The organism is Burkholderia sp. BKH01 (assembly GCF_025685725.1).
Classification (GTDB): Bacteria; Pseudomonadota; Gammaproteobacteria; order Burkholderiales; family Burkholderiaceae; genus Burkholderia; species Burkholderia pyrrocinia_C.
The window spans coordinates 298,695-321,393 of sequence record NZ_JAOTQT010000005.1 but is presented as its reverse complement, the minus strand read 5'-3'; the positions used below and the strand labels follow the sequence as shown (position 1 = coordinate 321,393).

Sequence of the window (22,699 nt, the reverse complement as noted above, 5' to 3'; positions counted from 1 at the left end):
CGGGCCGAATGCGATGCCGTTCACGCAAGTCGCATGCCATCGCGGCGCGAGGGCCGCGCGGTGCGGCGTCGGGCCGCAGCGCGCGCCGCGATGGCGTCAACGAAGGTGTTGCATTCAGGTACACCGCCGTGTGCGGGGTGTTGCCAAACATGACAGGTGGCGTGGCACCCGTGACAGGTGAGCGGCCTCACGCGCGGATGCCGAACGGAGACGGTGGTGGCGTGCACTGCGGCGCTTGCGCGCGCCGCACCGGCGGTGCTGGCACGGTTATCGCAAGCTGGCTTCGCGACAACATATCGCCGCTCGGCGCCGAGCACGCCACGGCGGAACACCAGGACGGAGACAGCGGGAATGATCAGGAGGCCAAAGGCAGTCGGGCGCGGCAACGCGATGCGAGGCGGCCGGCGCGCGCGGCACGCCGGCGCGATTCTTGGACTGACTCTCGGTCCGACGCTCGGCGCGATCGCGCTGCTCGGCCTGTCGACGGCAGGCGTGCATGCGCAGCCGAATGCGGACGGCACGACGGACGGAGCGGCAGCGGCGAGTGCCGCCGCACCGCCGGCCGCTGCCGCTGCCGCCGCGCCGCAAGCGTCGGTCGACATGCTGCCCGCGGTGGTCGTCGTCGGCACGACACCGCTGCTCGGAATCGGCACACCGCTGTCGAAGGTGCCGGCGAACGTGCAGACGGTGCGCGCGGCCGAGTTCGACGCACAGCACCGCGCGACGCTGACCGACTTCTTCGCCGCGAACCTGCAGAGCGTGACGATCTCGGAAGCGCAGGGCAACCCGTACCAGACGGACGTCAACTATCGCGGCTTCACCGCGTCGCCGCTGCTCGGCACGCCGCAGGGCTTGTCGGTGTTCGTCGACGGCGTGCGCGTGAACGAGCCGTTCGGCGACATCGTGAACTGGGACATCCTGCCCGCGCATGCGATCGACCGGATGCAGCTGATTCCGGGCTCCAACCCGGTGTACGGACGCAATACGCTTGGCGGCGCGCTCGCGATCACGACGAAGAACGGCAAGTCGAATCCGGGCGGCGAAGCGGAAGTGTCGGGCGGCTCGTGGGGCCGCAAGACGGCCGACGTCGAGCAGGGCGGTACGATCGGCTCGAACCTCGACTACTACGCAACCGCGAACGTCGCGAACGACGGCGGCTGGGCCGACCACAACGCGAGCCGCGTGCGGCAGGCGTTCGGCAAGCTGCGCTACACCGATGCGGACACGACGCTGTCGATCGCCGCGGGCGACGCGGACAACGCGCTGTATGGCACCCAGACGATCCCGCGCTCGTTCCTCGACAACCGGAAGCAGGCGTACACGTATCCGGACCTGAACCGCAACAGCGCCGGGTACCTGACGCTGTCGGGCGACCATTTCTTCGGCGAGCACGTCGAGCTGAGCGGCAACGCGTACTACCGGCACCTGCGTAACAGCAACATCAGCAGCAACAACAATACCGACTACGGTTCGGTCGACGCGGACGGCACGGTCGACACCGTGCAGGGCACCAACGCGCAATCGACGATCGTCACCGACAGCTACGGCGGCAGCCTGCAGCTCACGCTGCTCGGCAAGCTCGGCGGGATGTCGAACCAGCTGATCGCGGGCGTCGCGGCGGATGTCGCGAACTCGAGCTACGTGGCGTCGTCGCAGGACGCGTATTTCACCGACACGCGCGCGGCGATCGGCGTCGGCGATTTCGTCCAGCGGACGAACGCGAAGACGCGCAATGCGAACCTCGGCGTATACCTGAGCGACGCGCTGTCGCTGACGCCGCACTGGACGCTGACGCTGTCGGGCCGCTACGACTGGTCGAAGTCGCAGATCGGCGACGAGAGCGGCTCGCAGCCGCTGCTCGACGGCAACCATACGTTCTCGCGCTTCAACCCGGCGGTGGGGCTCAACTGGAACCCGGTCGCGGGCTTCACCGCGTACGCGACCTACAACGAAGGGATGCGCTCGCCGACCGCGATCGAACTCGCCTGCGCGGACCCAGCCGCGCCGTGCTCGCTGCCGAACGACTTCATCGCCGACCCGGCGCTCAAGCCGGTGATCTCGAAGACGTTCGAAGTCGGCGCGCGCGGCCGCATCGGCGCCGCGACGACCTGGAGCGCGGCCGCCTACCGCACGACGCTGACGGACGACATCCAGTTCATCAGCAGTCCTGCAAGCGCGCAGGGCTATTTCCGCAACGTCGGCGACACGCGGCGCCAGGGCATCGAGCTCGCGGGCCGCACGCAGCTCGGCCCGGTCGGCGTCGGGTTGTCGTACACCTACGTCGACGCGACCTATCGTTCGTCGTGGACCGAACACAGCCCCGCGAACTCGGCCGCCGACGCGAACGGCAACGTGGCGGTCAAGGCGGGCGACCGCATTCCCGGCATTCCCGCGCACACGGTGAAGCTGCGGCTCGATTACGCGGCGACGCACGCATGGAACATCGGCGCGAACGTCACGTGGCGCAACGGCGTGTTTGCGCGTGGCGACGAGAACAACCAGGACGCGAACGGCAGGATCGCGGGCTACGTGCTCGTCGATCTCGACATGCGGTATCGGATCACGAAGCGCTTCGAGGTGTTCGCGAGCGTGACGAACCTGTTCGACAAGCGCTACGCGAGCTTCGGCGTGCTCGGCCAGAACTTCTTCAACGGGCCGAATCACACGTTCGACGGCGCTAATCCGGTCAACGAACAGTTCGTCGGGCCGGGCGCGCCGCGCGGCGCGTGGGTCGGCGTGCGTTATGCGTGGGATTGAGTGTTACATGGCTGCGCCTGCTGTCGCTTGACGACGTGAACCGGCGCCGGGCCGTGCCCGACATGCGCCGTCACGTGAACGGCGCCGCCGCGAACATCGCTTGCACCGCGCGGGCGACGCTGCGCGCCAATGCCGGGTCGCTCGCCAGATGCCCGGCAGGCACGCGTTCGATTTTGGCCCCGGGCACGGCACGAGCGAGACGGGTGGCGTTGTCGACCGGGCAAACGGGGTCGTGCATCCCGTGAGCGGCGAACAGCGGCACGCCTTCGCCAGCTGCCCGCCGCGCGAGTGCGAGCACGCGGCGCTCGCCGAGCCAGCAATCGCGCTGCAGGTAATGCGCCTGGATCCGGTACTTGTCGATCAGCCGGCTGACAGTCTTGTGCGAGCGGATCGCGTGCGCGGGCGAGCGGCGCGTTTGCGACGACGCGAGGACTGCGTTTTCGTACGCGCGCCACGCGAGCGCCACCGCGCGCTGCCGGGCCGCGCCCGCGCCGCGGCGCAGCCGCCGCGCGCAGCACGACAGCAGACGATCCGGCTGGCCGCAGCCGGCCGCCGCACACAGGCGCCGCCATTCGCGGGGCGCGCGCGTGCGCGACGTCGTGAACAGGCGGCGGACTTCGCGCGGCGACGTCAGGAACAGGCCGCGCAACACGACGCCGGTCACCCGCGCGGGATGCGTGCCCGCATACGCGAGCGCAAGCGCGGCGCCCCACGATCCGCCGACGACACCCCAGCGCGCGATGCCGAGTTGCGCGCGCACCGCCTCGAGATCGCAGATCAGTCGCGCGGTGCTGTTATGACGCGTGCCGCCGCGCGGCGCGGACGCGCCCGCGCCGCGCTGGTCGACGAGCACGACGCGTGTGCGCGTCAGGTCGAACAGGCGCAGGATGCCGGCCTGGCTGCCGCTGCCGGGGCCGCCGTGCAGCACGAGGACCGGGTGGCCGTGCGCAGCGCCGGCCACGGTGAACGCGATCGACTGTGCGTCGCGGTGCAGGCGCCGGTGAACGGGGGCGGCGGGCACTGCAGGCGAGGCAGGCACGGCAGGTGCGTCGGGTGATACAGGCGCGCGAGGCGCGGCAGAAGAGGCCGCCATCGCGGGCGACGGCGCGGATCGAATCGGGGCAGGCGTCATGTCGATGTGGTTCGGATGGAATCGGCGCAGCCGTCACTCGGCCGCGTGGGTGTCCGGGCGACCGCCGGGCTTGATCCACGACAAAGCCAGAAACGCGCCAGCCGCGAAGATCGGGATTCGCACGGGTAGTCACGCGTCGGGCAGTCGCGGTATCACGAAGGCCGACCTGTCGGGTGAATCGACATGCGCGGCCGCGATCTGACAATGTCTTACATCATGCTTTCGATCTGCGCCGCGACGCTTGCGTGGCCCGATGCTTGCTTGTTACGACGGCAAAGAGTCCGGCAGATGACCGGAAGGATCCCCGGAGGAGACAATGCGCGATGACGTAGATCAGGCGGCCCGGACTCGGGCCGCGCATCCCGCCGGCTGGCCCGCGCCGTCGATCCAGAAAGCCCATGAGCGGTCCGAAACGTTCGGCCTGCAGGTATCGGCACGCCCCGACTACGACGTGCTGTCGAGCGCGGCGCTGGTGCTGAAGCGCGAGCAGAGCCGCGTGCTGTGCGTGCACGCGATGCCGGTGATGGAGACGCTGCACGAGCAGATCGTCAACACGCAAAGCATGATCGTGCTGACCGACGCGGAAGGCCTGATCCTGCATTCGATCGGCGACGACGATTTCCTGCAGCGCGCGGAGAAGGTCGCGCTGCGCCCGGGCGCGAACTGGGCGGAGAGCCGGCAGGGCACCAACGCGATCGGCACGGCGCTCGCCGAGCTGTGCCCGATGGTGGTCCACGGCGACCAGCACTTCCTGGCCGCGAACCGCTTCCTGACCTGTTCGAGCGTGCCGATCCTCGACCCGTACGGCGACGCGATCGGCGTGCTCGACGTGACGGGCGACCACCGCAGCTATCACCAGCACACGATGGCGCTCGCGAAGATGTCGGTGCAGATGATCGAGAATCACCTGTTTACGACGACCTTTCAGGAAACGCTGCAGGTGTCGTTCCATGGCCGTCCCGAGTTTCTCGGCACGCTGATGGAGGGGATCGTCGCGTTCACCGCCGACGGCCGCTTCCTGTCGGCCAATCGCAGCGCGCAGTTCCAGCTCGGCATGCCGCTCGCGGTGCTGCGCGCGCATACGCTGTCGTCGCTGTTCGACATCACGAGCGCGCAGCTGATCGACCGCATGCGCGCGAGCACCGACCGGCACCTGATGCTGAATCTCGGCACCGGCGCGGTGGTCTGCGCGCGCGTGCACTTCCGGCGTGCGACGCTCGCGGAAGGCAGCCGGCCGACGGACGTCCACGACGCGGGCGCGCCGGCCGCGCGCGCGAGCACGGTGCCGGCGCCGGCGGCGGGCACATCGGCGGGCCTGTCGCGGCTCAACTATCTCGACACCGGCGATCCGCAGGTCGCGTGCGTGATCGCGAAGGTGCGCAAGGTGATCGGCAAGGACATTCCGATCCTGATCACCGGCGAGACCGGCACCGGCAAGGAACTGCTCGCGCAGGCGATCCACAACGACTCGCCGCGTCGCGACGCGCCGTTCGTCGCGGTCAACTGCGCGTCGATTCCGGAGACGCTGATCGAATCCGAGCTGTTCGGCTATGAGGAAGGCGCATTCACCGGCGCGCGCCGCAAGGGGGCGATCGGCAAGCTGCTGCAGGCGAACGGCGGCACGCTGTTCCTCGACGAGATCGGCGACATGCCGTATCCGCTGCAGGTGCGGCTGCTGCGCGTGCTGCAGGAGCGCCTCGTCAACCCGCTCGGGTCGACGAAGACGATTGCCGTGGACATCTCGATCATCTGCGCGACCCACCGCGACCTGCGCGACATGATTGCGCAGAACCGCTTCCGCGAGGATCTCTACTACCGGCTGAACGGCCTCGTGGTGCGCCTGCCGCCGCTGCGCGACCGCACCGATCTCGCGATCGTCGTGCAGAAGATGCTGCAACGCGAAGCGTTCGCGGGCTCCGACTGCCCGCCGCTTTCCGTCGCGCCGGACGTGATGGCGCTGTTCGTGCGCTGCACGTGGCCCGGCAACTTCCGCCAGCTCGGCAACCTGCTGCGCACGGCGGCGGCGATGGTCGACGACGATGGCGAAATCCGGCGCGAGCACCTGCCGGACGATTTCTTCGACGACCTGCGCCGCGGCGATGCGCCGGCCGAGCCGGCCGCGCAGCACGATCCGGCCGTCGCGCCGTGTGTCGTGGAGGCGTTCCCGCCCGCCGACGCGCGCTTGCAGGACGTCGCCGCGTCCGCGATCGCCGCCGCGCTGGCCCGTCACGGCGGCAACGTGTCGGCCGCGGCGCGCGCGCTCGGCGTGTCGCGCAACACGATCTACCGGAAGATGCCGGCGGCCGACGCGGAGCGTCAACAGTCCGACGAAAGCTGACGCGCAGGCCGCGCGATCCACCGCAGCCGGTGTGTCAAGTTGCAACACCCGTTGCAACACCGGTGTTCAACGATTCAACACCTGTCACCGCCCCCGCGCATCGTGCCGCCGGGGCGGCGTATCGCATCCGCGCGAATCGTGTCGGCAAATCGTAAGGATTGCATCCCGATGCCCGGACGGCGGCCATGTGCCGCCGTCGCGCAGGCAAAGTGCGGCTTCGGCACGCTCCTTGCTGAAGAGGAACCGACCGCCAGATTGCCGCGGTTGTCGGACTTACCGACGCGACTCACCAACCCAACCAGGAGACACATCATGCAGTGGACGACCCCGTCTTACACCGACCTGCGCTTCGGCTTCGAAATCACGATGTACATCGCCAACCGCTGATCGTCGCGATGCGCCGTCCGTGCCGCGATGCGCGGCGCGGACGGCCTCGGGAGCTGACGCCCATGAAGATCAAGATACTCGGCTCGGGAGCCGGCGGCGGCCTGCCGCAGTGGAACTGCAATTGCGCAAACTGTCGCCGCGCGCGCAGCGGAAGCGGTCATGTGCTGCCGCGCACGCAGTCGTCGCTCGCGGTCAGCGCGGACGGCATCGACTGGATCCTCGTCAACGCGTCGCCCGACATTCTTTCCCAGTTGCGTGCGAATCCGGACCTGCAGCCGGCGCGCGCGATCCGCGACAGCGGCATCGCCGCCGTCGTGCTGTGCGACGCGCAGATCGATCACGTGACCGGCCTGCTGATGCTGCGCGAGCGTGCGACGCCGCTGCCGCTCTACGCGAGCGCGCCGGTGCTCGACGACCTGTCGACCGGGTTGCCGCTCGTGCCGCTGCTCGGCCACTACTGCGGCGTCGATGCGCACACGATCGCGCTCGGCGAGCCGTTCACGGTGCCGGCGGCGCGCGGGATCCGCTTCACCGCGATTCCCGTCGACAGCAAGGCGCCGCCGTATTCGCCGCGGCGCGCGTCGGCCGCGCCCGGCGACAACATCGCGCTGTCGATCGAAGATGTCGCGAGCGGCCGGCGCGCGTTTTATGCGCCGGGGCTCGCGGCCGTTTCCGACGACGTGCGCGCGGCCATGCACGGCGCCGATCTCGTGCTGGTGGACGGCACGTTCTGGACCGGCACCGAGATGATCGACCTCGGCCTGTCGAGCAAGCACGCGGCCGACATGGGGCATCTCGCGCAGTGCGCGGAACACGGGCAGCACGGCATGATCGACTGGCTCGACATGCTGCCCGCGCGCACGCGCAAGGTGCTCACGCACATCAACAACACGAACCCGATTCTCGACCCGCATTCCGTCGAGCACGCGCATCTGCGCGCGCATGGCATCGACGTCGCGCACGACGGCATGCAATTCCAGGTCTGACCATGAACGCACCGATCCCCGCTACGGCGTTGCACGCGACGCCCTGGACCGCGACCGAATTCGAGGCCCGCCTGCGCGCGCTCGAATCGCGCTATCACATCCATCACCCGTTCAACCGGCGGCTCAACAGCGGCGCCTGTTCGCCCGCGCAGATCCGCGGCTGGGTCGCGAACCGTTTCTACTACCAGATCAACATCCCGCTCAAGGATGCGGCGATCCTGTCGAACTGCCCCGATCGCGACACGCGGCGCCGGTGGATCCAGCGGCTGGTCGACCACGACGGGCAGGGCGACAACGAAGGCGGCATCGAGGCGTGGGTTCGACTCGGCGAGGCGTGCGGTCTCGATCGTGCCGAGCTGTGGTCGCTCGAACACGTGCTGCCCGGCGTGCGCTTCGCGGTCGACGCATATGTGAATTTCGCGCGGCGCGCACCGTGGCAGGAAGCCGTGTGCTCGTCGCTGACGGAGATGTTCGCGCCGCAGATCCATCTCGACCGGCTCGCGGGCTGGCCGTCGCACTACCCGTGGATCGAGCCGGACGGGCTGCATTACTTCCGCAGCCGCGTGCCGCTCGCGCAGCGCGACGTCGAGCACGGGCTTGCGGTCACGCTGCAGCATTTCACGACGCCGGATGCGCAGCAGCGCGCGCTCGGCATCCTGCAATTCAAGCTCGACATTCTCTGGTCGATGCTCGACGCCGTCGAAAAGGCCTACCCCGTATGAACGCGATCGATGCCGCCAGCGGCGTGCCGCTGCGCCCCTGCCTGAGGGGCATGTACCGCCTGCAATGGGAGGCGGCACAGGATGCCTACGTGCTCCTCTATCCGGAAGGAATGGTCAAGCTCAACCCGAGCGCGGCCGAGATACTCGTGCGCTGCGACGGCACGCGCGAGCTCGACGACATCATCGGCGAACTCGAGTGCCTGTTCAGCACGTCGGATCTTGCCTCCGACGTATACCGTTTCCTCGATCATGCGCGGCTGCGCGGCTGGCTCGACTGACATGGCACCCGATACTTCCCGTCCGTCCACGCCGCTGTGGCTGCTCGCGGAGCTCACGTACCGCTGCCCGCTGCACTGCGCGTTCTGCTACAACCCGGTCGACTTCGCGACGCACGGCGCGGAGCTCGACACAGATGCGTGGCGCGCGGTGATAAGCGATGCGCGCGCGCTCGGCGCCGCGCAGATCGGCTTCTCGGGCGGCGAGCCGCTGCTGCGCGACGACCTCGAGACGCTCGTCGAGCATGCGCGCGGGCTCGGCTTCTACACGAACCTGATCACGTCGGGCATCGGGCTGAACGTCGCGCGCATCGAGCGGCTCAAGGCGGCCGGGCTCGACCACATCCAGTTGTCGCTGCAGGATTCGACGCGCGAGCTGAACGATTTCCTGACCAGCACGCGCACGTTCGAGCTGAAGCACCGCGTCGCGCGGCTGATCAAGGCGCACGGCTACCCGATGGTGCTCAACTGCGTGCTGCATCGCTACAACCTGCCGCACGTGGGACAGATCATCGAGATGGCGCTCGATCTCGGCGCCGATTACCTGGAGCTGGCGAACACGCAGTACTACGGCTGGGCGATGCTGAACCGCGACCAACTCATGCCGACCGTCGAACAGGTGCGCGAGGCCGAGGAAACGGTGAACCGCTATCGCAAGCTGGTCGGCGAGCGCTGCCGGATCCTGTTCGTCGTGCCCGACTATTTCGAGGAGCGCCCGAAGGCGTGCATGAGCGGCTGGGGCTCGGTGTTTCTCGGCGTCGCGCCGGACGGCACCGCGCTGCCGTGCCATGCCGCACGTTCGCTGCCGGGGCTTGCGCTGCCGAACGTGCGCGACCGGTCGCTGAAGGAAATCTGGTACGACAGCGACGCGTTCAACGCGTTTCGCGGCGACGCGTGGATGCGCGAGCCATGTCGCACGTGCGACGAGCGGCATACGGATCATGGCGGCTGCCGGTGCCAGGCGTACCTGCTGGCCGGCGATCCGAAGGAAGCCGATCCGGTGTGCGCGAAGTCCGCGCATCACGGCCAGGTCGAGCAGGCGGTGCAATTCGCACGGCGACCGGCGCCGCGCGACGAGCAGCCGCTGGTGTTTCGCAGCAGGGAGAATTCGCTCGCGCAATGCGGGGCGGCGTGCGACCGCTGACGGCAGGCGGCGACGACGACGGGAGCGAGCGATGCGATGCGATGCGATGCGATGCGATGCGATGAACACCGTGGCGATCGATATGCAGTCCTCTTCATGGTGGAGAGGTGGCGTGCGTGAGCGAGGGTGGGTGAACGCGGGACGGGGCGCGTGATGAGTACCGCTGCGTTCGGCGCGCGAGAGATGGGCGGGGCGATCGGAGCCGTCCGCAATCGCGCCCTTCATCGCGGAATGCGCGTCGCGTCGGTCGTCGCTGTCGTGTGCGTGCTGCATGTGGGTGGATTCGTGCTGCTCGCGCGTGAACAAGTCGTGCATAGCGTGCCCGTGCAACGGCAGGTGATGGTGGCGACGCTGATTGCGCCGGCACCGGAGGCTTCGACGATGACGACTACCGCGACGAAGTCGATGGCAGTGCCGCACGCGATGCCTCGGGCGACGTCCGTGCTCCGATCGTCGGCGAGCCGAGAATCGTCGACAGCAAAGCCGATCGAACCTGTTCGAACCCGGCCGCAGGTGCATGACACGCCTGCGCCATTGCGGCCTGTTCCTGACGCCGCCGCGGTTGAGCGACACGGTGCGCCGCAAAACGTTGTGCCGTCCAATGCCGCGCAGACGCAGACGCAGACGCAGACGCAGACGCAGACGCAGACGCAGACGCAGACGCAAGCGTCCCCAGCGCCCACGACGCCCACGACGCCCCGCTTCATCGCGCATCCCGAATGCGCGCTGACCAAACCAGACTACCCGCCACAGTCGCTGCGCATGGGCGAGCACGGCACCGTGCTCGTCGAACTGGAGACTGATGCGGCGGGCCAGGTCGTCGCCGCGCGTGTCGTGACCGGCAGCGGTTATCCGCGTCTCGACGCGGCGGCGCGCGAAGCGGTGCTGGCGAGCCGCTGCGCGCCGCATGTGGAGAACGGCGCGCCGATCCCGACGCGGGCGCGCGCGCCGATCACGTTCAATCTCGACGAATGACAGGACACCTCATCATGAAGGACGATGGAATCGGTCACATCTGGGCGCAACCCGACACCGAAGTCCGCGCGGCAGTAGCGTAGCAAATACCTTCCCGCGACCAGCGCAACTCGACACCAAAGTGAACGCGCGCTGCCGCTTGCCGCCGCGCGCCCGCCTGCAACGAGCGCGCGTTACCCGCATCCAGATGCAACACCGGCGGCGACCGGCTCGATCGTTGCCACCCGCGCGCCGTCATGCCGGGTCAGCTTCGCTCCCCGTCGGCTTCAAGCCGCCCGGCCAGGCGAATGAAATCGAACGAAATCGAACCGCGACATCACCCGTCGTCGGCCTTCGCCTGCAGATCCTTCAACCCCTGAATCACGACCAGCAGCGCGCGCCCGTGCTCGTCGGAGCCGTCCCATGCGTCGACGATCGCGTCGCGCAGCAGGTCGTTATAGCGGCGGCGCGACGGCCCGGTATCGACGCCATAGAAACTGCATAGCTTATTGAATGGCGCGCTACGGCGCAGCCGATGCCCGTTAGACAGCCGCAGGCGCGATACGGTTGGCTGGCTGACCCCGGAAAGTCGCGCGATTTCGCTGGACGAGCGTGTATCTGCCATCAGGCGGCGCAACAGGTCTTGAACGGGAAAATCTTGGTCCGGGGCTTCCATGCGATGCATTATACCTATACAGTTACGGCTGTTGAATGGGCTTCCTGTCACCAGCGAGGCTGTATCCCGAGAAAGTTGATGACGCTGAAACACCTCCCCCCCACGTTCTGCTGGACCAAGATCGGCACCGAGTCCGGCGAGGAACTGCCGACCGTCGTGCTCCGCAAGGAATGGGAGCGCCGGCTCGGGGGCGGGCGTTTTCTGTGGGGCATCAACCAGCCGCTCGGCAGCAGCGCGCAAGTCGCCGCGCATCGCACGGGCTCGCTGCTCGCGCTGTTTTCGCCGGTCGCGTCGCGCCCGCGCGCGGGCGCGCGCAAGGACGCGCTGCTGTGGAACGCATGGATCGACGCGAGCGGGCAGGTGCGCCCGCTTCCGCCGCACACGTTCATCGCGAGCCGCTCGACGCTGCCGTCGGGCCGTCGTCGCGAACAGCACTACGCGCTCGTGTGCGCGTCGTCCACCGCGCTCACGGTCGGCACGCAATTGCGCGTGTTTCCCGATCACCTGCGCAGCGTGAGCACGGGCAAGCCGCTGGGCGCGGCACAGGGCGCGGCCGTGGTCGATTGCGTCGGGCGCGCGAAGGAGCAGACGGGCAAGAGCTATCCGCTCGCGCTGTCGGTCGAGCTCGAAGCGCCGTATTTCGTGCGGCTCGCGCAGCCGTGCGTGCTGAGGGCGCGCGATCTCGCGGAAGTGAACAAGGCGACGCGCGCAGGCGATTTCGATCGTTTCGTCGAGTTGGTTGCGCGCTTGCGCGGCCGTTCGCCGACGGATGCCGTGCGCGGCGTCACGCGCGACCTGTTCGACGTACCGCCGATCGAAACCGCGGCCGCGTATGTCGCACCCGCGCATGCGGCGCGATTGCGCAGCCGGCCGGCGGTCGAGCATCCGCGCGATCTCACGGGCGATCTGTTCGACCTGTCGCCGGGCGACGCTGCTACGTTCGGTGGCCTCGCGCATCCGCGCATCGGGCGCGCGTGACGGCAAGCGCGGAGAAGGTCGCACGAAAATTTGTTGCAATCTCGCCATAGCGGATCGGCGAGCGCAGGGGGACAATCGGCATGAAGCGCGCTGCGCGGCGGCCGATGCGTCGACAATCGATGGATCGTGGTTCACGCCGCCGACATGCGTACCACGCACACTGAGCGTCGGCTTGCTTCACACTGCAATCCTGAGGGAGAAGTGTCGATGTCGACCCATATCTGTTCGCGGGAAGCCCGGGCTGCGCAACGCTTCGTCGAAGCGACGCGCAACGTCGATCAGGCCTTTCGCGCCGTGCGCGGCGAAAGCGACGACGACGCCTCGTCGGCCGAATACGCACGCGCGATGTCGCGCCTCGATCGCGCGCTCGACGAGCTGGCGCGTGCGCAGGAAGTCTTCGATCGCGTGGTGAGTGCCGACGCGGCGCGCGGCAACTGATTCCGCCGCTGCCATTTTTCTGCGCGTCGAGCGACGCGCTTTCGTCATCTTGCCGGGCGTGCCGCCCGGCATGTCAGTCGTTCATTCCTTCCCGACTTCAGACCTTGCGGCCTTCGACCGGATAACCGGGATCGGTGTAGCCGTGCGTCGACGCGTGGCCGGGCGGCACGAGCGAATCGACGAACCTTTCGTCGTCGGGGCCGAGCTCGAGCGTCAGCGCATCGATGTAGCTGTCCCAGTGCGCTTCGGTGCGCGGCCCCGCGATCGTCGAGCTGACGATGCGGTTCTTCATGACCCACGCGAGCGCGAACGCGACCGACGTCGTGCCGCGCGCGGCCGCATGCGCGGCCACCTGCTGCGCGATGTGCAACGACTCGGGCCGCCATTCCGTCTGCTGGATACGCCGGTCGCCGCGACCTGCACGCGAATCGGCGGGCGGCTGCGCATCAACCGTGTATTTGCCGGTCAGCACGCCGCGCGCGAGCGGGCTGTACGGCACGACGCCGATCCCGTAATGCGCGGCGGCCGGAAGCTGTTCGACTTCGGCCGTGCGATCGACGAGGTTGTACAGCGGTTCGCTCGCGACCGGACGATCGATGCCGAGCTGGTCCGCGAGGCGCACGATCTCGGCGATGCGCCAGCCCTTGAAGTTCGACAGCCCGAAGTAGCGCACCTTGCCTTGCCGGATCAGGTCGGCCAGCGCGCGCATGCCTTCGTCGAGCGGCGCGTCGGTCAGCGCACGATGGAAATAGAGGATATCGATGTAATCGGTGCCGAGCCGCTTCAGGCTCGCGTCGACCGATTCGACGATCCATTTGCGCGACTGGCCCTGCCGGTTCGGCCCCGCGTCGGGGCCGGCCGGATAGCCGAACTTCGTCGCGACGACCCAGTTGTCGCGACGCGGCGCGATCGCGCGGCCGACGATTTCTTCCGAGCGGCCCGCGTGATAGACGTCGGCCGTATCGATGAAATTGACGCCCTGGTCGAACGCCTTGTCGATGATGCGTGCCGACGTCGCTTCGTCGGTCTCGCCGCCGAACATCATTGCGCCGAGACACAGCGGCGACACCTTGAGCGCACTGCGCCCGAGATAGCGGTAATCCATGGGGAGGCTCCATGCGGGCGCGGGCCCGCCGGTTGAAGGAAGGGGCGCCGCGCTTATGCGCCGGCTTCGTCGAACACGCGCTGCGCGATCGGCAGCGCCGAGCTCGCGGTCGGCCAGCCCGAGTAGAACGCGAGATGCGTGATTGCTTCGATCAGCTCGTCGCGCGTGAGGCCGTTGTCGAGCGCCTTCTTCAGATGGAACGGCAGCTCGTTTACGCGATACAGCGACACGAGGCTCGCGACCGTCACGAGGCTGCGATCGCGCGGCGACAGGCCGGCGCGCTGCCAGACGTCGCCGAACAGCACGTTGTCGGTGTAGTCGGCGAGGGCGGGCGCGATGGCGCCGAACGCTTTGTGCGCGGCGGAAGTCGGTTCGGACATCGAGGGCTCCGGGAGACGGTTGGGACACCGACGATGGTAGCGGCGGATGCGCCTATCGATAATCCCCAACAATCTGCATGCACTTATCGAGCGGATTCATGAATCGCGGCTCGTGGCAGACGCCTGCGCAGCTCATGCACGGTAGCGCAGCGCATCGACGATCACCGCGAGCGCGCGCGACGATTGCCGCCGGCTCGCGTAATACAGATGATGACCGGGGAACGTCGGGCACCAGTCGTCGAGCACGCTGTCGAGGCGGCCGGCGGCGACATGCGGCGCCGCGAGGTCGGCGGGCACATATGCGAGCCCGTAGCCGGCGAGCGCCGCGTCGAGCATTTCATACGTGCCGTTGAACGTAACCTGTCCGTCGACGCGCACCTGCAGCGTGTCATCGCCGCGCGCAAGCTCCCACGCGTACAGCGCGCCATGTGTCGGCAGGCGCAGGTTGATGCAGTCGTGCGCGACGAGATCCTGCGGCGACGCGGGGCGTTCGCGTTCCGCGAAATACGCGGGCGCGCCGACGATCGCCATTTTCAGGTCGGGCGAGATGCGCACGGCGATCATGTCCTTCGCGACCTGGTCGCCGAGCCGGACGCCGATGTCGAAGCGCTCCGCGACGATGTCGGACAGCCCGTAGTCGGTCACGAACTCGACCTTCAGTTCGCGGTAGTCGCGCAGCACCGGCGCGAGCTTCGGCCACAGCAGCGTGCGGATCATGTAGTCGGTCGCGTTGATGCGCACGGTGCCGGCCGGCTTGTCGCGCAGTTCCGCGAGCGCCGACAGCTCGGCCTCGATTTCGTCGAAGCGCGGGGCGAGGTTGCGCAGCAGCCGCTCGCCGGCTTCGGTCGGTGCGACGCTGCGCGTCGTGCGCGTGAGCAGCCGCACGCCGAGGCGCGTTTCGAGCGAGCGGATCGTATGGCTGAGCGCGGATTGCGACACGCCGAGCTGGGCGGCCGCACGCGTGAAGTTGCGCTCGCGCGCGACGGCGATGAAGGCGAGCAGGTCCGCAAAGTTGTCGCGCGGCATGGAGGGCGTCGGGTAGTCGGTGCCGGCGCATCGTACCACCGGTTCACCGGGCCGCGCGGCGACGCGGCGCGCGCGTCAGCCCGCGCGCGTCATGCCCGGCGCAGGGGTTGCCGGATGGAACGCGTAGCCGCGGTGCTGGAACGACGCCGCGAAGAACCGCATCTGGTAGCGGATCGCATTCGCCCAGTAATCCCAAGTATGGCCGCCGGGCCGCTCCGCATAGTCGTGCGGCACGCCGAGCGCGACGAGCCGTTCGTGCAGCGTGCGGTTCGAGCCGACGAACGCGTCGTCGCGGCCGCAATCGATTGTCACGTCGAGATGGGCGCGCACGAACGCGCGTGCGCTTTCGACGATCGCATTGCGGTTCCAGAACGACGGATGGCGGCCGGGATCGCCGAATACGTGGTCGATGCCCGGCTCGTCCTCGCAGCAGCGCGGATCGACCGCGCCGCTGATGCTGCCGACCGCGCCGAACGTGTCGGGCCGGTCGAGCGCGATGCGCAGTGCGCCGAAGCCGCCCATGCTGAGCCCGGTGATCGCGCGGGCGCGCTGGGTTGCGATCGTGCGGAAGTGCGAATCGACGTAGGACACGACTTCGTCGCCGATGAAGGTTTCGTAGCGGCTGCCCGAATCGAACGGGCTGTCGATGTACCAGCTTTCGTGTCCGCCGTCGGGCATCACGAGGATCACGCGATAGCGGTCGGCCAGCGCGGCGATGTGCGTGTTCGACGTCCAGTCGGTATGGTCGCCGCCCGAGCCGTGCAGCAGGTAGACGACCGGATAGCGTTCGCCGTTGCGGTTGGCGCGCGCGTAGTCGTCGGGCAGCACGACGGTGGCCCTGAGCGTCTCGCTCATCGCGGCGCTCGGGATCGCGACGACCCGCGCATGAAACGCGAAGGCAGGGCTCGTGACGGCGAGCAGCAGAAGCAGCCAGAAGGCGCGTGCCAGGTGCATCGATCCTTGCATGTGTCGACCCTGTCCGGCGCCGGGGCACCGGGAAAACCCTGTTCGGACGACTCTAGCAACCGCACCTTTCAACCATATTTCGGCGAATCCTACGGGTTTGTCAGGCGGGTGCCGCGCTGGCTCCGCTCCCGCCTGCCGCTCAGGATTTCTGCCGGGCGTCGATTTCCGCGCGCATGCGCGCTTCCTGCTCCTGCAGCTCGGGCGTGAATTCCGCGCCGAAATCCTCAGGCGAAAACACCTGGCGGATCTCGATATCCGATTCGCCCGGCATCGGGTTCGGGCAGCGCTTCACCCATTCGACGGCTTCTTCCATCGAGTTCACCTGCCACAGCCAGAACCCGGCGATGAGTTCCTTGGTTTCTGCGAACGGGCCGTCGATCACCGTCCGGTCCTTGCCGGCGAAGTGCACGCGTTTGCCGCGCGAACTCGGGTGCAGCCCTTCGCCGGCGAGCATCACGCCGGCCTTCACGAGTTCCTCGTTGTACTGGCCCATCGCGGCCAGCAGTTCGGTGTCCGGCATCTTGCCGGCTTCGGAATCGGCGGTTGCCTTGACGATGACCATGACGCGCATTGTCGTATCTCCTGGATCGGGAAAGGTGGAGTGGGTGTCGGCCGTGCGGGAATACCGACCAGTGCTTGCGATGGTACGACGGGCGACGCGCGGCGAAATCGACATCGGCACGAAAAAAAGGCGCCGTTGCTTGAGCGGCGGGCGAGCTGGCCGACCCCCTCGCCAAAACTGGTATGCTGAACCTCACCACGTTTACGCGGAGGGTGCCATGGCTGCTAAAGAAGTCTCGAAGAAGAAATACCTGAAGATCCTGAACAAACGCTTGCGCGCAGAGCCGTCCGCCCCGGACGGCGCGTCGTTCGTGTTTTTCCCGCTGGGCGCGAAGGCGAAGCACGCGACGGGTGTCGTGTCCTCCGACGCGCGCAGCAAGCGCGAGCTGGCGGTGATGGCCGCGATCCAGCGCAAGGCGGCCGAAGAGTTCGTCGTCACCGGCGCCTGACCGGCATTCGTCATACCACCGCTTGCGTCTCCGCCCGCGTGTGTTACGCGGCGGCCTCGCAATGCGCGATCGCACCGGCCAGCACGCGCGGGATGTCGTGCGTGATGGCCGGCCCGTGCATCGGCAGGATGATGTCGAGATCGAGCGCCTGGATGCGGCGCAGCGCGCTCGCCAGGTGCGCGAGCGACGGCAGGTAGTCCGAGCGCGCGATCGAATCGACGATCGCCGGCAGCGGGTCGTCCGTTGCCTCGTCGCCGAAGCGCATCAGGATGTCCGACGACAGCAGCGCCTTGCAGGCCGGCAGGTACACGACCAGCGCATCCCATTGATGCACGTGCTTCGTGAAGATCGGCACGATGTCGACGCCTGAGATCGTCGTCGGCGTGCCGTCCTTCAGCGGTGTCGCCCGCACGCCGAACACGTCCGCCAATCCCCACGTGCACATCGGATGGCCATACGCGATCAGCGCCGGATTGGCCGCGAGGAAGTCGGGCAGTGCGCCCATTTCGTCGGCCTCGAAATGCGGGACGATCACGCTGCTCACCATCGACGGCGTGATGCCGACCGTCGCGAGGCTCGCGCTCAGTTGCGGGAAGTTGGAACGGGTGCCCGTTTCGATGCAGACGACTTCGCCGTTCGGCGATCGCACGAAAAACTGACTGAAACAGAGGTTCAGCGTGTCGACGTAGGTCGTCGCGCGAAACAGGCCGCTGCGGATTTCTTCGATACGAGCGTTGTCCATCGATGCAATCCTCGCGCGGGCGGTGGGGGCGGGACAGCACCGTCGCGCGATCGCCGCGACGCACCAACGGCCGCACGAGCCGGTGCCTCGATGCAGTCTAGCAGCGTCGATCCGTACATGAAGCCAGTCGATTCGCGCAACGGCCGGGAACGACGTTGAACGCCATCCCGGCCTGAAAGAAAACCGCGATTCGATTCGTGGATCAGGACACCTTGTCCGCTGCCGCCGCCGGATACCGGCCGCTGCCGTCGGCTCCGTCGCCCGCCGCCAGTTGCTCCAGCGCGAGGCCCTTCGTCTCGATCCCGAGCGTCCACACGGCGATCGCGGCCGCGATGAACGACAGCGCGCCGAGCGTGAACACGCCGCCCTGGCCGAACACGGGCAGCACGACGCCCACTACATAAGGCCCGATCAGCGAACCGACGCGCCCGATCGCCGACGCGAAGCCCGAGCCGGTCGCGCGCGCGCCGGTGCCGTACAGCTCGGGCGTGTACGTGTACAGCGCGGCCCACATCCCGAACAGGAAGAACTGCATCGCGAGGCCCGTGCCGATCAGCAGCGCCATGCTGCCGCCGTACAGCGCGCTCTGGCCGTACGCATACGCCATCGCGCCGCCGCCGATCAGCGATGCGATGCAGGTCGGCTTGCGCCCCCAGCGTTCGACGAGCCACGCGGCGCACAGGAAGCCCGGCACGCCGCCGAGCGAGATCAGCACCGTATAGAACACCGATTTCGTGACCTCGAAGCCGGCCTGCTGCAGCAGCGCGCCGAGCCACGATGTGAGGCCGTAGAAGCCGAGCAGCGCGAAGAACCACAGCAGCCACACCATCACCGTGCGGCGGCGGTACACGCCGCTCCAGATCTCGCGCAGCGCGCCGCGGCCGCGCGCGGCCACCGGTTCGGCGAGCCGCGACGGCGGCGGCAACGTCGTGACGCCGGCCGAGCGCATCACCTTCGCCTCGATCGTGTTCATCACCGAGTCGGCTTCCGCGTGCCGGCCCGCATGCTCGAGCCAGCGCGGCGATTCGGGCACGATGCGGCGCACGACGAGCACGAACACCGCGGGAATCGCGAGCAGCGCGAACACCGTGCGCCAGCCGAATTGCGGCAGCACGAAGTACGCGACGATGCCGGCCGTGATGAAGCCGAGCGGCCAGAAGCCGTCCATCAACGCGATCAGGCGGCCGCGTTTTTCGGTCGGCACGAATTCGGACAGCAGCGTCTGCGCGACCGGGAATTCCATGCCCATCCCGATCCCGAGCAGCACGCGGTAGACGATCAGCGCGTCGACGCTCTGCGCGGTCGAGCACAGGTACGACGCGGCGCCCCACAGCACCATGCTCCACTGGAACACCGGCCGGCGGCCGAAGCGGTCGGCGAGCAGGCCGGCGACGGCCGCGCCGAGCACCATGCCGAAGAAGCTTGCGCTCGCAACGAGGCCGGCGGCCGCGGTCGACAAACCGAACTCCTTGCGGATCGAGCCGAGCACGAACGTCATCGTGCCGAGGTCGACCGAGTCGAAGAAGAACGCGATCGCGATGATGAAGAAGATCCGCTTGTGATAGCCGGAGAACGGCAGGCGTTCGAGCCGGGCGGCGGCGGAGGCGGGAGCGGTGGCGGCGGGCATTGGCGTCCTCTGAAATGAAAAGGGGCCTCGCAGCGCATGCTCCAAGGCCCCGATGCTTCGGTATTCAGTAGACGCGACCACAAAGTGCCGCATCAGAGGAAAAGCGCCGCCTGCTTGCTCAAATGCGTCATCGGCGGGCGGCGCCGGGTGCGTCGGTTTGCGTCAGTTCTTCAGCTTGTATCCGGTGCGGAACATCCACGCGACGATCGCGAGCAGGATCACGAGGAACAGCCCGGTGGCGGCGAGGCTGATCCACACGTGCACGTCGGCGAGCCCGTAGAACGACCAGCGGAAGCCGCTGACCAGGTACACGATCGGGTTGAACAGCGTGATGATGCGCCACGCGGGCGGCAGCATGTCGACCGAGTAGAAGCTGCCGCCGAGGAACGTGAGCGGCGTGATGATCAGGAGCGGCACGAGCTGCAGCTTCTCGAAGCTGTCGGCCCAGATGCCGATCACGAAGCCGAACAGGCTGAACGTGACCGCCGTCAGCACGAGGAACAGCACCATCCAGAACGGATGCAGGATGTGCAGCGGCACGAACAGGCCGGCCGTCGCGAGGATGATGACGCCGAGCAGCATCGACTTCGACGCGGCCGCGCCCACGTAGGCGATCACGATCTCCCAGTACGACACGGGCGCGGACAGGATCTCGTAGATCGTGCCCGTGAAGCGCGGGAAGTAGATGCCGAACGATGCGTTCGAGATGCTTTGCGACAGCAGCGACAGCATCACGAGGCCCGGCACGATGAACGACCCGTAGCCGATGCCGTTCACGTCGCTGATGCGCGAGCCGATCGCGGAGCCGAACACGACGAAATACAGCGACGTCGAGATCACCGGCGCGATGATGCTCTGCATCAGCGTGCGGCGCGTGCGGGCCATTTCTGCGCGGTAGATCGCGCGGATTCCATGAAGGTTCATGCGCGTCAGGCTCCTTGTGCGCCGTTGCGGCGGTTGTCGATCAGGCTGACGAAAATATCCTCGAGCGAGCTCTGCGTCGTGTGCAGGTCGCGAAAGCCGATGCCGGCCGAGCCGAGCGCGTTGATCAGCGTCGCGATGCTCGCGTCGTCGCGCTGCGAGTCGTACGTGTAGACGAGCGCGGCGCCGTCGTCCGCGCGTTCGAGCCCGAACGGCGCGAGCGCGGGCGGCATGTCCGCGAGCGGATGCTCGAGCTGCACGGTGAGCTGCTTCTTGCCGAGCTTGCGCATCAGCTCGTGCTTTTCCTCGACGAGCACGAGCTCGCCGCCGAGGATGATGCCGATCCGGTCGGCCATTTCCTCGGCTTCCTCGATGTAGTGCGTGGTCAGCAGGATCGTCACGCCGCTTTCGCGCAGCGAATCGACGAGCTTCCACATGTCGCGGCGCAGCTCGACGTCGACGCCGGCCGTCGGCTCGTCGAGGAACAGGATGCGCGGCTCGTGCGACAGCGCCTTCGCGATCATCACGCGGCGCTTCATCCCGCCCGACAGCGTCATCAGCTTGTTGTCGCGCTTGTCCCACAGCGACAGCGCTTTCAGCGTCTTCTCGATGTGCGCGGGATCGGGCGCCTTGCCGAACAGGCCGCGGCTGAACGACACGGTCGCCCACACGGTTTCGAACGCGTCGGTGGTCAGCTCCTGCGGCACGAGGCCGATCATTTCGCGGGCCGCGCGGTATTGATCGCGGATGTCGTGGCTGCCGACCGTCACGCGGCCTTCGGTCGGCGTGACGATGCCGCAGATCGAGCCGATCAGCGTCGTCTTGCCGGCGCCGTTCGGGCCCAGCAGCGCGAAGATCTCGCCGGGACGGATGTCGAGGGTCACGTGCTTCAGCGCCTGGAAGCCGGACGCGTAAGTCTTGGAGAGGTCTGAGACGGAAAGGATCGGTTGCATGCTCACGGATGGCACGGCCGGCCGGCGCGACGGTGTGTGCCGCGCGTGCCCGGTATCGCCGCCGCTGCGAAGCGGCCGGGATCGGGGACGGCATGGCGAACGGGCGTCATGTCGAACGGCGTTGTGGTGCGGGATCGCGGGACCGCCATATTAGCAACCGGCAGATGGAAATGCATTCCGGTGGAAAGGCCGCGCGTGGTCGGTGCCGGATTTGCTCGAAATGCTCGAGTGTTGCTCAATAAAGCGGCGCTTTGTTTGAGTTGCTCGAACAATTTTGGATATTTTCGGCGAACCGGATGGCGATCGCGTTTTCTCGCGGCCGCGCGGCGGCCGGCCCGCCGACTGTGCCGCCCGAACGCCTTTGCGCCGTACCGGGACGGCATGCCTGGCGCTCGCGATAATGCGTTCCTTTCACGGTTCACGGAGCGGGGCGAATGTCTTTGATCGATTTCAGATCCGTTGCGGCCGCGCAGGCCGTCGCGTGGAAATCCACGATCGTCGGCGAGGTCGGGCCGGCCAGGATCAAGGTGTTGCGCATGGACGCGCAGCCGTACGAAGCGGAAGTGCACGACTACAACGAGGGGCTGCTGGTGCTCGACGGCCAGCTGATGCTCGAAGTCGGCGCGGAAACGATCGTGGTCGAGGCGGGGCAGATGTATCTCGCGCTTGCCGGCACGCGCCACGCGGTGCTGCCCGGCAGCCATGGCACGCTCGCGATCATCGACGTGTAAAAGGTTGCGCGGCCGTGTTCGCGACGCCGCCTGCGGGCCGCGTCGCCCGCCCGGCGCGGGGCGCGGCCTGCCGCGCAGGGCCGTCGACCGGGTCATCTATTTGTCTGAGCAAATAAAATGAAGGCTGTTTGAAAAACTGTCAAACACCGTGAAAACACGAGGATCGCGTGGTTCCGGCCGTTTGGAACTCTGCATCCATTTACTTGTGCGTATCGTCCGATCATAGTCTCGACAAACGACGCATCACGATAACGAATCAAGCGTACGTACGGAGACCAATTCATGCGACGCGTATCCGCGGGGCCAGCCGGACTGCCGTTTCCCAGTTTTTCGCTGAATGCAGGCGCGACGCAGGTCGCCTGCCTGCGTTGTCGCATCGCCGTGTAGCGGCGAACCACTTTCCGTTTCGATCGTTCCGACGGCGCCGTGCCGCATGACGGCGCCGCGGGAG

23 protein-coding genes are annotated in these 22,699 nt (G+C 67.7%); 12 read left to right on the top strand and 11 right to left on the bottom strand.

Features of this window, described 5'->3' with window-relative positions; all coding sequences use genetic code 11:
• Positions 1-351 precede the first annotated feature (351 nt).
• On the top strand, positions 352-2,757 hold the full coding sequence (locus OEJ37_RS11385; RefSeq protein ID WP_263344332.1) for a TonB-dependent receptor: 2,406 nt from the start codon (positions 352-354) through the stop codon (positions 2,755-2,757).
• Positions 2,758-2,827: 70 nt separating this feature from the next.
• Here the strand turns inward: OEJ37_RS11385 and OEJ37_RS11380 are convergent, their stop codons facing one another.
• Positions 2,828-3,889: an alpha/beta fold hydrolase gene (locus OEJ37_RS11380; RefSeq protein WP_263344331.1), complete on the bottom strand. Its 1,062-nt coding sequence runs from the start codon at positions 3,887-3,889 to the stop codon at positions 2,828-2,830.
• Positions 3,890-4,205: 316 nt separating this feature from the next.
• On the opposite strand from OEJ37_RS11380, the gene OEJ37_RS11375 reads away from it, so the two are divergent.
• From OEJ37_RS11375 to OEJ37_RS11345, 7 genes are all read left to right on the top strand, one after another.
• Positions 4,206-6,227, top strand: coding sequence for a sigma-54-dependent Fis family transcriptional regulator (locus OEJ37_RS11375; protein WP_263344330.1), 2,022 nt, complete (start codon positions 4,206-4,208; stop codon positions 6,225-6,227).
• A 312-nt stretch (positions 6,228-6,539) separates the two neighbouring features.
• Positions 6,540-6,614: a pyrroloquinoline quinone precursor peptide PqqA gene (pqqA, locus tag OEJ37_RS11370; RefSeq protein WP_006485436.1), complete on the top strand. Its 75-nt coding sequence runs from the start codon at positions 6,540-6,542 to the stop codon at positions 6,612-6,614.
• A gap of 62 nt (positions 6,615-6,676) precedes the next feature.
• Positions 6,677-7,600, top strand: a complete 924-nt coding sequence (pqqB, locus tag OEJ37_RS11365; RefSeq protein ID WP_263344329.1) for a pyrroloquinoline quinone biosynthesis protein PqqB — start codon at positions 6,677-6,679, stop codon at positions 7,598-7,600.
• A 2-nt stretch (positions 7,601-7,602) separates the two neighbouring features.
• The gene (pqqC, locus tag OEJ37_RS11360) at positions 7,603-8,322 is read left to right on the top strand and encodes a pyrroloquinoline-quinone synthase PqqC (RefSeq protein ID WP_175918526.1); all 720 of its coding nucleotides are present in this window, start codon (positions 7,603-7,605) and stop codon (positions 8,320-8,322) included.
• Positions 8,319-8,600, top strand: coding sequence for a pyrroloquinoline quinone biosynthesis peptide chaperone PqqD (gene pqqD, locus OEJ37_RS11355; RefSeq protein ID WP_175918525.1), 282 nt, complete (start codon positions 8,319-8,321; stop codon positions 8,598-8,600). The genes pqqC and pqqD overlap by 4 nt, the downstream gene beginning before the upstream one ends.
• Position 8,601: 1 nt before the next feature.
• Positions 8,602-9,741 (top strand): pyrroloquinoline quinone biosynthesis protein PqqE, encoded by a 1,140-nt coding sequence (gene pqqE, locus OEJ37_RS11350; protein ID WP_174417636.1) that lies wholly within the window; start codon positions 8,602-8,604, stop codon positions 9,739-9,741.
• A gap of 183 nt (positions 9,742-9,924) precedes the next feature.
• Positions 9,925-10,716, top strand: a complete 792-nt coding sequence (locus OEJ37_RS11345) for an energy transducer TonB (RefSeq protein ID WP_263344328.1) — start codon at positions 9,925-9,927, stop codon at positions 10,714-10,716.
• A gap of 316 nt (positions 10,717-11,032) precedes the next feature.
• On the opposite strand, the gene OEJ37_RS11340 is transcribed toward OEJ37_RS11345, so the two are convergent.
• Complete coding sequence (locus OEJ37_RS11340) at positions 11,033-11,371, bottom strand: helix-turn-helix domain-containing protein (RefSeq protein WP_034180783.1); 339 nt, start codon at positions 11,369-11,371, stop codon at positions 11,033-11,035.
• A gap of 78 nt (positions 11,372-11,449) precedes the next feature.
• Between OEJ37_RS11340 and OEJ37_RS11335 the strand changes: the two genes are divergently transcribed.
• Both OEJ37_RS11335 and OEJ37_RS11330 read left to right on the top strand, forming a co-directional pair.
• Positions 11,450-12,349 carry a hypothetical protein gene (locus OEJ37_RS11335; protein ID WP_263344327.1) on the top strand — a complete coding sequence of 300 codons (900 nt, stop codon included), beginning with the start codon at positions 11,450-11,452 and terminating at the stop codon, positions 12,347-12,349.
• A gap of 207 nt (positions 12,350-12,556) precedes the next feature.
• Positions 12,557-12,787 carry a hypothetical protein gene (locus OEJ37_RS11330; protein WP_174417660.1) on the top strand — a complete coding sequence of 77 codons (231 nt, stop codon included), beginning with the start codon at positions 12,557-12,559 and terminating at the stop codon, positions 12,785-12,787.
• Between the two features lie 97 nt (positions 12,788-12,884).
• On the opposite strand, the gene OEJ37_RS11325 is transcribed toward OEJ37_RS11330, so the two are convergent.
• From OEJ37_RS11325 to OEJ37_RS11305, 5 genes are all read right to left on the bottom strand, one after another.
• A complete protein-coding gene (locus OEJ37_RS11325) occupies positions 12,885-13,892 on the bottom strand; it encodes an aldo/keto reductase (RefSeq protein WP_263344325.1) in 1,008 nt (335 codons plus the stop codon).
• Between the two features lie 53 nt (positions 13,893-13,945).
• Positions 13,946-14,272, bottom strand: a complete 327-nt coding sequence (locus OEJ37_RS11320) for a carboxymuconolactone decarboxylase family protein (RefSeq protein ID WP_152858265.1) — start codon at positions 14,270-14,272, stop codon at positions 13,946-13,948.
• A gap of 132 nt (positions 14,273-14,404) precedes the next feature.
• Positions 14,405-15,298, bottom strand: a complete 894-nt coding sequence (locus OEJ37_RS11315; protein WP_174417632.1) for a LysR family transcriptional regulator — start codon at positions 15,296-15,298, stop codon at positions 14,405-14,407.
• 75 nt (positions 15,299-15,373) lie between these two features.
• Positions 15,374-16,252, bottom strand: a complete 879-nt coding sequence (locus tag OEJ37_RS11310) for an alpha/beta hydrolase (RefSeq protein ID WP_174417659.1) — start codon at positions 16,250-16,252, stop codon at positions 15,374-15,376.
• Positions 16,253-16,403: 151 nt separating this feature from the next.
• Positions 16,404-16,835 (bottom strand): YciI family protein, encoded by a 432-nt coding sequence (locus OEJ37_RS11305; RefSeq protein ID WP_174417630.1) that lies wholly within the window; start codon positions 16,833-16,835, stop codon positions 16,404-16,406.
• Between the two features lie 208 nt (positions 16,836-17,043).
• Here OEJ37_RS11305 and OEJ37_RS11300 point away from each other — a divergent pair, with 208 nt between their 5' ends.
• Positions 17,044-17,274, top strand: a complete 231-nt coding sequence (locus tag OEJ37_RS11300; RefSeq protein WP_174417629.1) for a hypothetical protein — start codon at positions 17,044-17,046, stop codon at positions 17,272-17,274.
• 43 nt (positions 17,275-17,317) lie between these two features.
• On the opposite strand, the gene OEJ37_RS11295 is transcribed toward OEJ37_RS11300, so the two are convergent.
• The 4 genes from OEJ37_RS11295 to OEJ37_RS11280 all read right to left on the bottom strand — a co-directional run bounded on the left by OEJ37_RS11295 (position 17,318) and on the right by OEJ37_RS11280 (position 21,517).
• Positions 17,318-18,016: an MBL fold metallo-hydrolase gene (locus OEJ37_RS11295; RefSeq protein ID WP_174417628.1), complete on the bottom strand. Its 699-nt coding sequence runs from the start codon at positions 18,014-18,016 to the stop codon at positions 17,318-17,320.
• A 202-nt stretch (positions 18,017-18,218) separates the two neighbouring features.
• Positions 18,219-19,643: an MFS transporter gene (locus OEJ37_RS11290; RefSeq protein ID WP_174417627.1), complete on the bottom strand. Its 1,425-nt coding sequence runs from the start codon at positions 19,641-19,643 to the stop codon at positions 18,219-18,221.
• A 162-nt stretch (positions 19,644-19,805) separates the two neighbouring features.
• Entirely contained in the window at positions 19,806-20,567 is a 762-nt protein-coding gene (locus OEJ37_RS11285; protein ID WP_174417626.1) for an ABC transporter permease, read from the bottom strand.
• A gap of 5 nt (positions 20,568-20,572) precedes the next feature.
• Positions 20,573-21,517: an ABC transporter ATP-binding protein gene (locus OEJ37_RS11280; RefSeq protein ID WP_263344324.1), complete on the bottom strand. Its 945-nt coding sequence runs from the start codon at positions 21,515-21,517 to the stop codon at positions 20,573-20,575.
• A gap of 434 nt (positions 21,518-21,951) precedes the next feature.
• Between OEJ37_RS11280 and OEJ37_RS11275 the strand changes: the two genes are divergently transcribed.
• Complete coding sequence (locus tag OEJ37_RS11275) at positions 21,952-22,248, top strand: cupin domain-containing protein (protein WP_174417624.1); 297 nt, start codon at positions 21,952-21,954, stop codon at positions 22,246-22,248.
• Positions 22,249-22,699: the final 451 nt, after the last annotated feature.

Bases quoted from the DNA above. Each gene is read 5' to 3' on its own strand.
- OEJ37_RS11300 (WP_174417629.1), top strand. From the start codon at position 17,044: ATGGCTGCTAAAGAAGTCTCGAAGAAGAAATACCTGAAGATCCTGAAC.
- pqqC (WP_175918526.1), top strand. From the start codon at position 7,603: ATGAACGCACCGATCCCCGCTACGGCGTTGCACGCGACGCCCTGGACC.
- OEJ37_RS11295 (WP_174417628.1), bottom strand. From the start codon at position 18,016: ATGGACAACGCTCGTATCGAAGAAATCCGCAGCGGCCTGTTTCGCGCG.
- OEJ37_RS11330 (WP_174417660.1), top strand. From the start codon at position 12,557: ATGTCGACCCATATCTGTTCGCGGGAAGCCCGGGCTGCGCAACGCTTC.
- pqqE (WP_174417636.1), top strand. From the start codon at position 8,602: ATGGCACCCGATACTTCCCGTCCGTCCACGCCGCTGTGGCTGCTCGCG.
- OEJ37_RS11345 (WP_263344328.1), top strand. From the start codon at position 9,925: ATGGGCGGGGCGATCGGAGCCGTCCGCAATCGCGCCCTTCATCGCGGA.
- pqqD (WP_175918525.1), top strand. From the start codon at position 8,319: ATGAACGCGATCGATGCCGCCAGCGGCGTGCCGCTGCGCCCCTGCCTG.
- OEJ37_RS11325 (WP_263344325.1), bottom strand. From the start codon at position 13,892: ATGGATTACCGCTATCTCGGGCGCAGTGCGCTCAAGGTGTCGCCGCTG.
- OEJ37_RS11315 (WP_174417632.1), bottom strand. From the start codon at position 15,298: ATGCCGCGCGACAACTTTGCGGACCTGCTCGCCTTCATCGCCGTCGCG.
- OEJ37_RS11280 (WP_263344324.1), bottom strand. From the start codon at position 21,517: ATGCAACCGATCCTTTCCGTCTCAGACCTCTCCAAGACTTACGCGTCC.
- OEJ37_RS11335 (WP_263344327.1), top strand. From the start codon at position 11,450: ATGACGCTGAAACACCTCCCCCCCACGTTCTGCTGGACCAAGATCGGC.
- OEJ37_RS11275 (WP_174417624.1), top strand. From the start codon at position 21,952: ATGTCTTTGATCGATTTCAGATCCGTTGCGGCCGCGCAGGCCGTCGCG.
- OEJ37_RS11290 (WP_174417627.1), bottom strand. From the start codon at position 19,643: ATGCCCGCCGCCACCGCTCCCGCCTCCGCCGCCGCCCGGCTCGAACGC.
- OEJ37_RS11375 (WP_263344330.1), top strand. From the start codon at position 4,206: ATGCGCGATGACGTAGATCAGGCGGCCCGGACTCGGGCCGCGCATCCC.
- OEJ37_RS11320 (WP_152858265.1), bottom strand. From the start codon at position 14,272: ATGTCCGAACCGACTTCCGCCGCGCACAAAGCGTTCGGCGCCATCGCG.
- OEJ37_RS11380 (WP_263344331.1), bottom strand. From the start codon at position 3,889: ATGACGCCTGCCCCGATTCGATCCGCGCCGTCGCCCGCGATGGCGGCC.
- pqqB (WP_263344329.1), top strand. From the start codon at position 6,677: ATGAAGATCAAGATACTCGGCTCGGGAGCCGGCGGCGGCCTGCCGCAG.
- OEJ37_RS11285 (WP_174417626.1), bottom strand. From the start codon at position 20,567: ATGAACCTTCATGGAATCCGCGCGATCTACCGCGCAGAAATGGCCCGC.
- OEJ37_RS11305 (WP_174417630.1), bottom strand. From the start codon at position 16,835: ATGCGCGTCATGGTCATCGTCAAGGCAACCGCCGATTCCGAAGCCGGC.
- OEJ37_RS11310 (WP_174417659.1), bottom strand. From the start codon at position 16,252: ATGCACCTGGCACGCGCCTTCTGGCTGCTTCTGCTGCTCGCCGTCACG.
- OEJ37_RS11340 (WP_034180783.1), bottom strand. From the start codon at position 11,371: ATGGAAGCCCCGGACCAAGATTTTCCCGTTCAAGACCTGTTGCGCCGC.
- OEJ37_RS11385 (WP_263344332.1), top strand. From the start codon at position 352: ATGATCAGGAGGCCAAAGGCAGTCGGGCGCGGCAACGCGATGCGAGGC.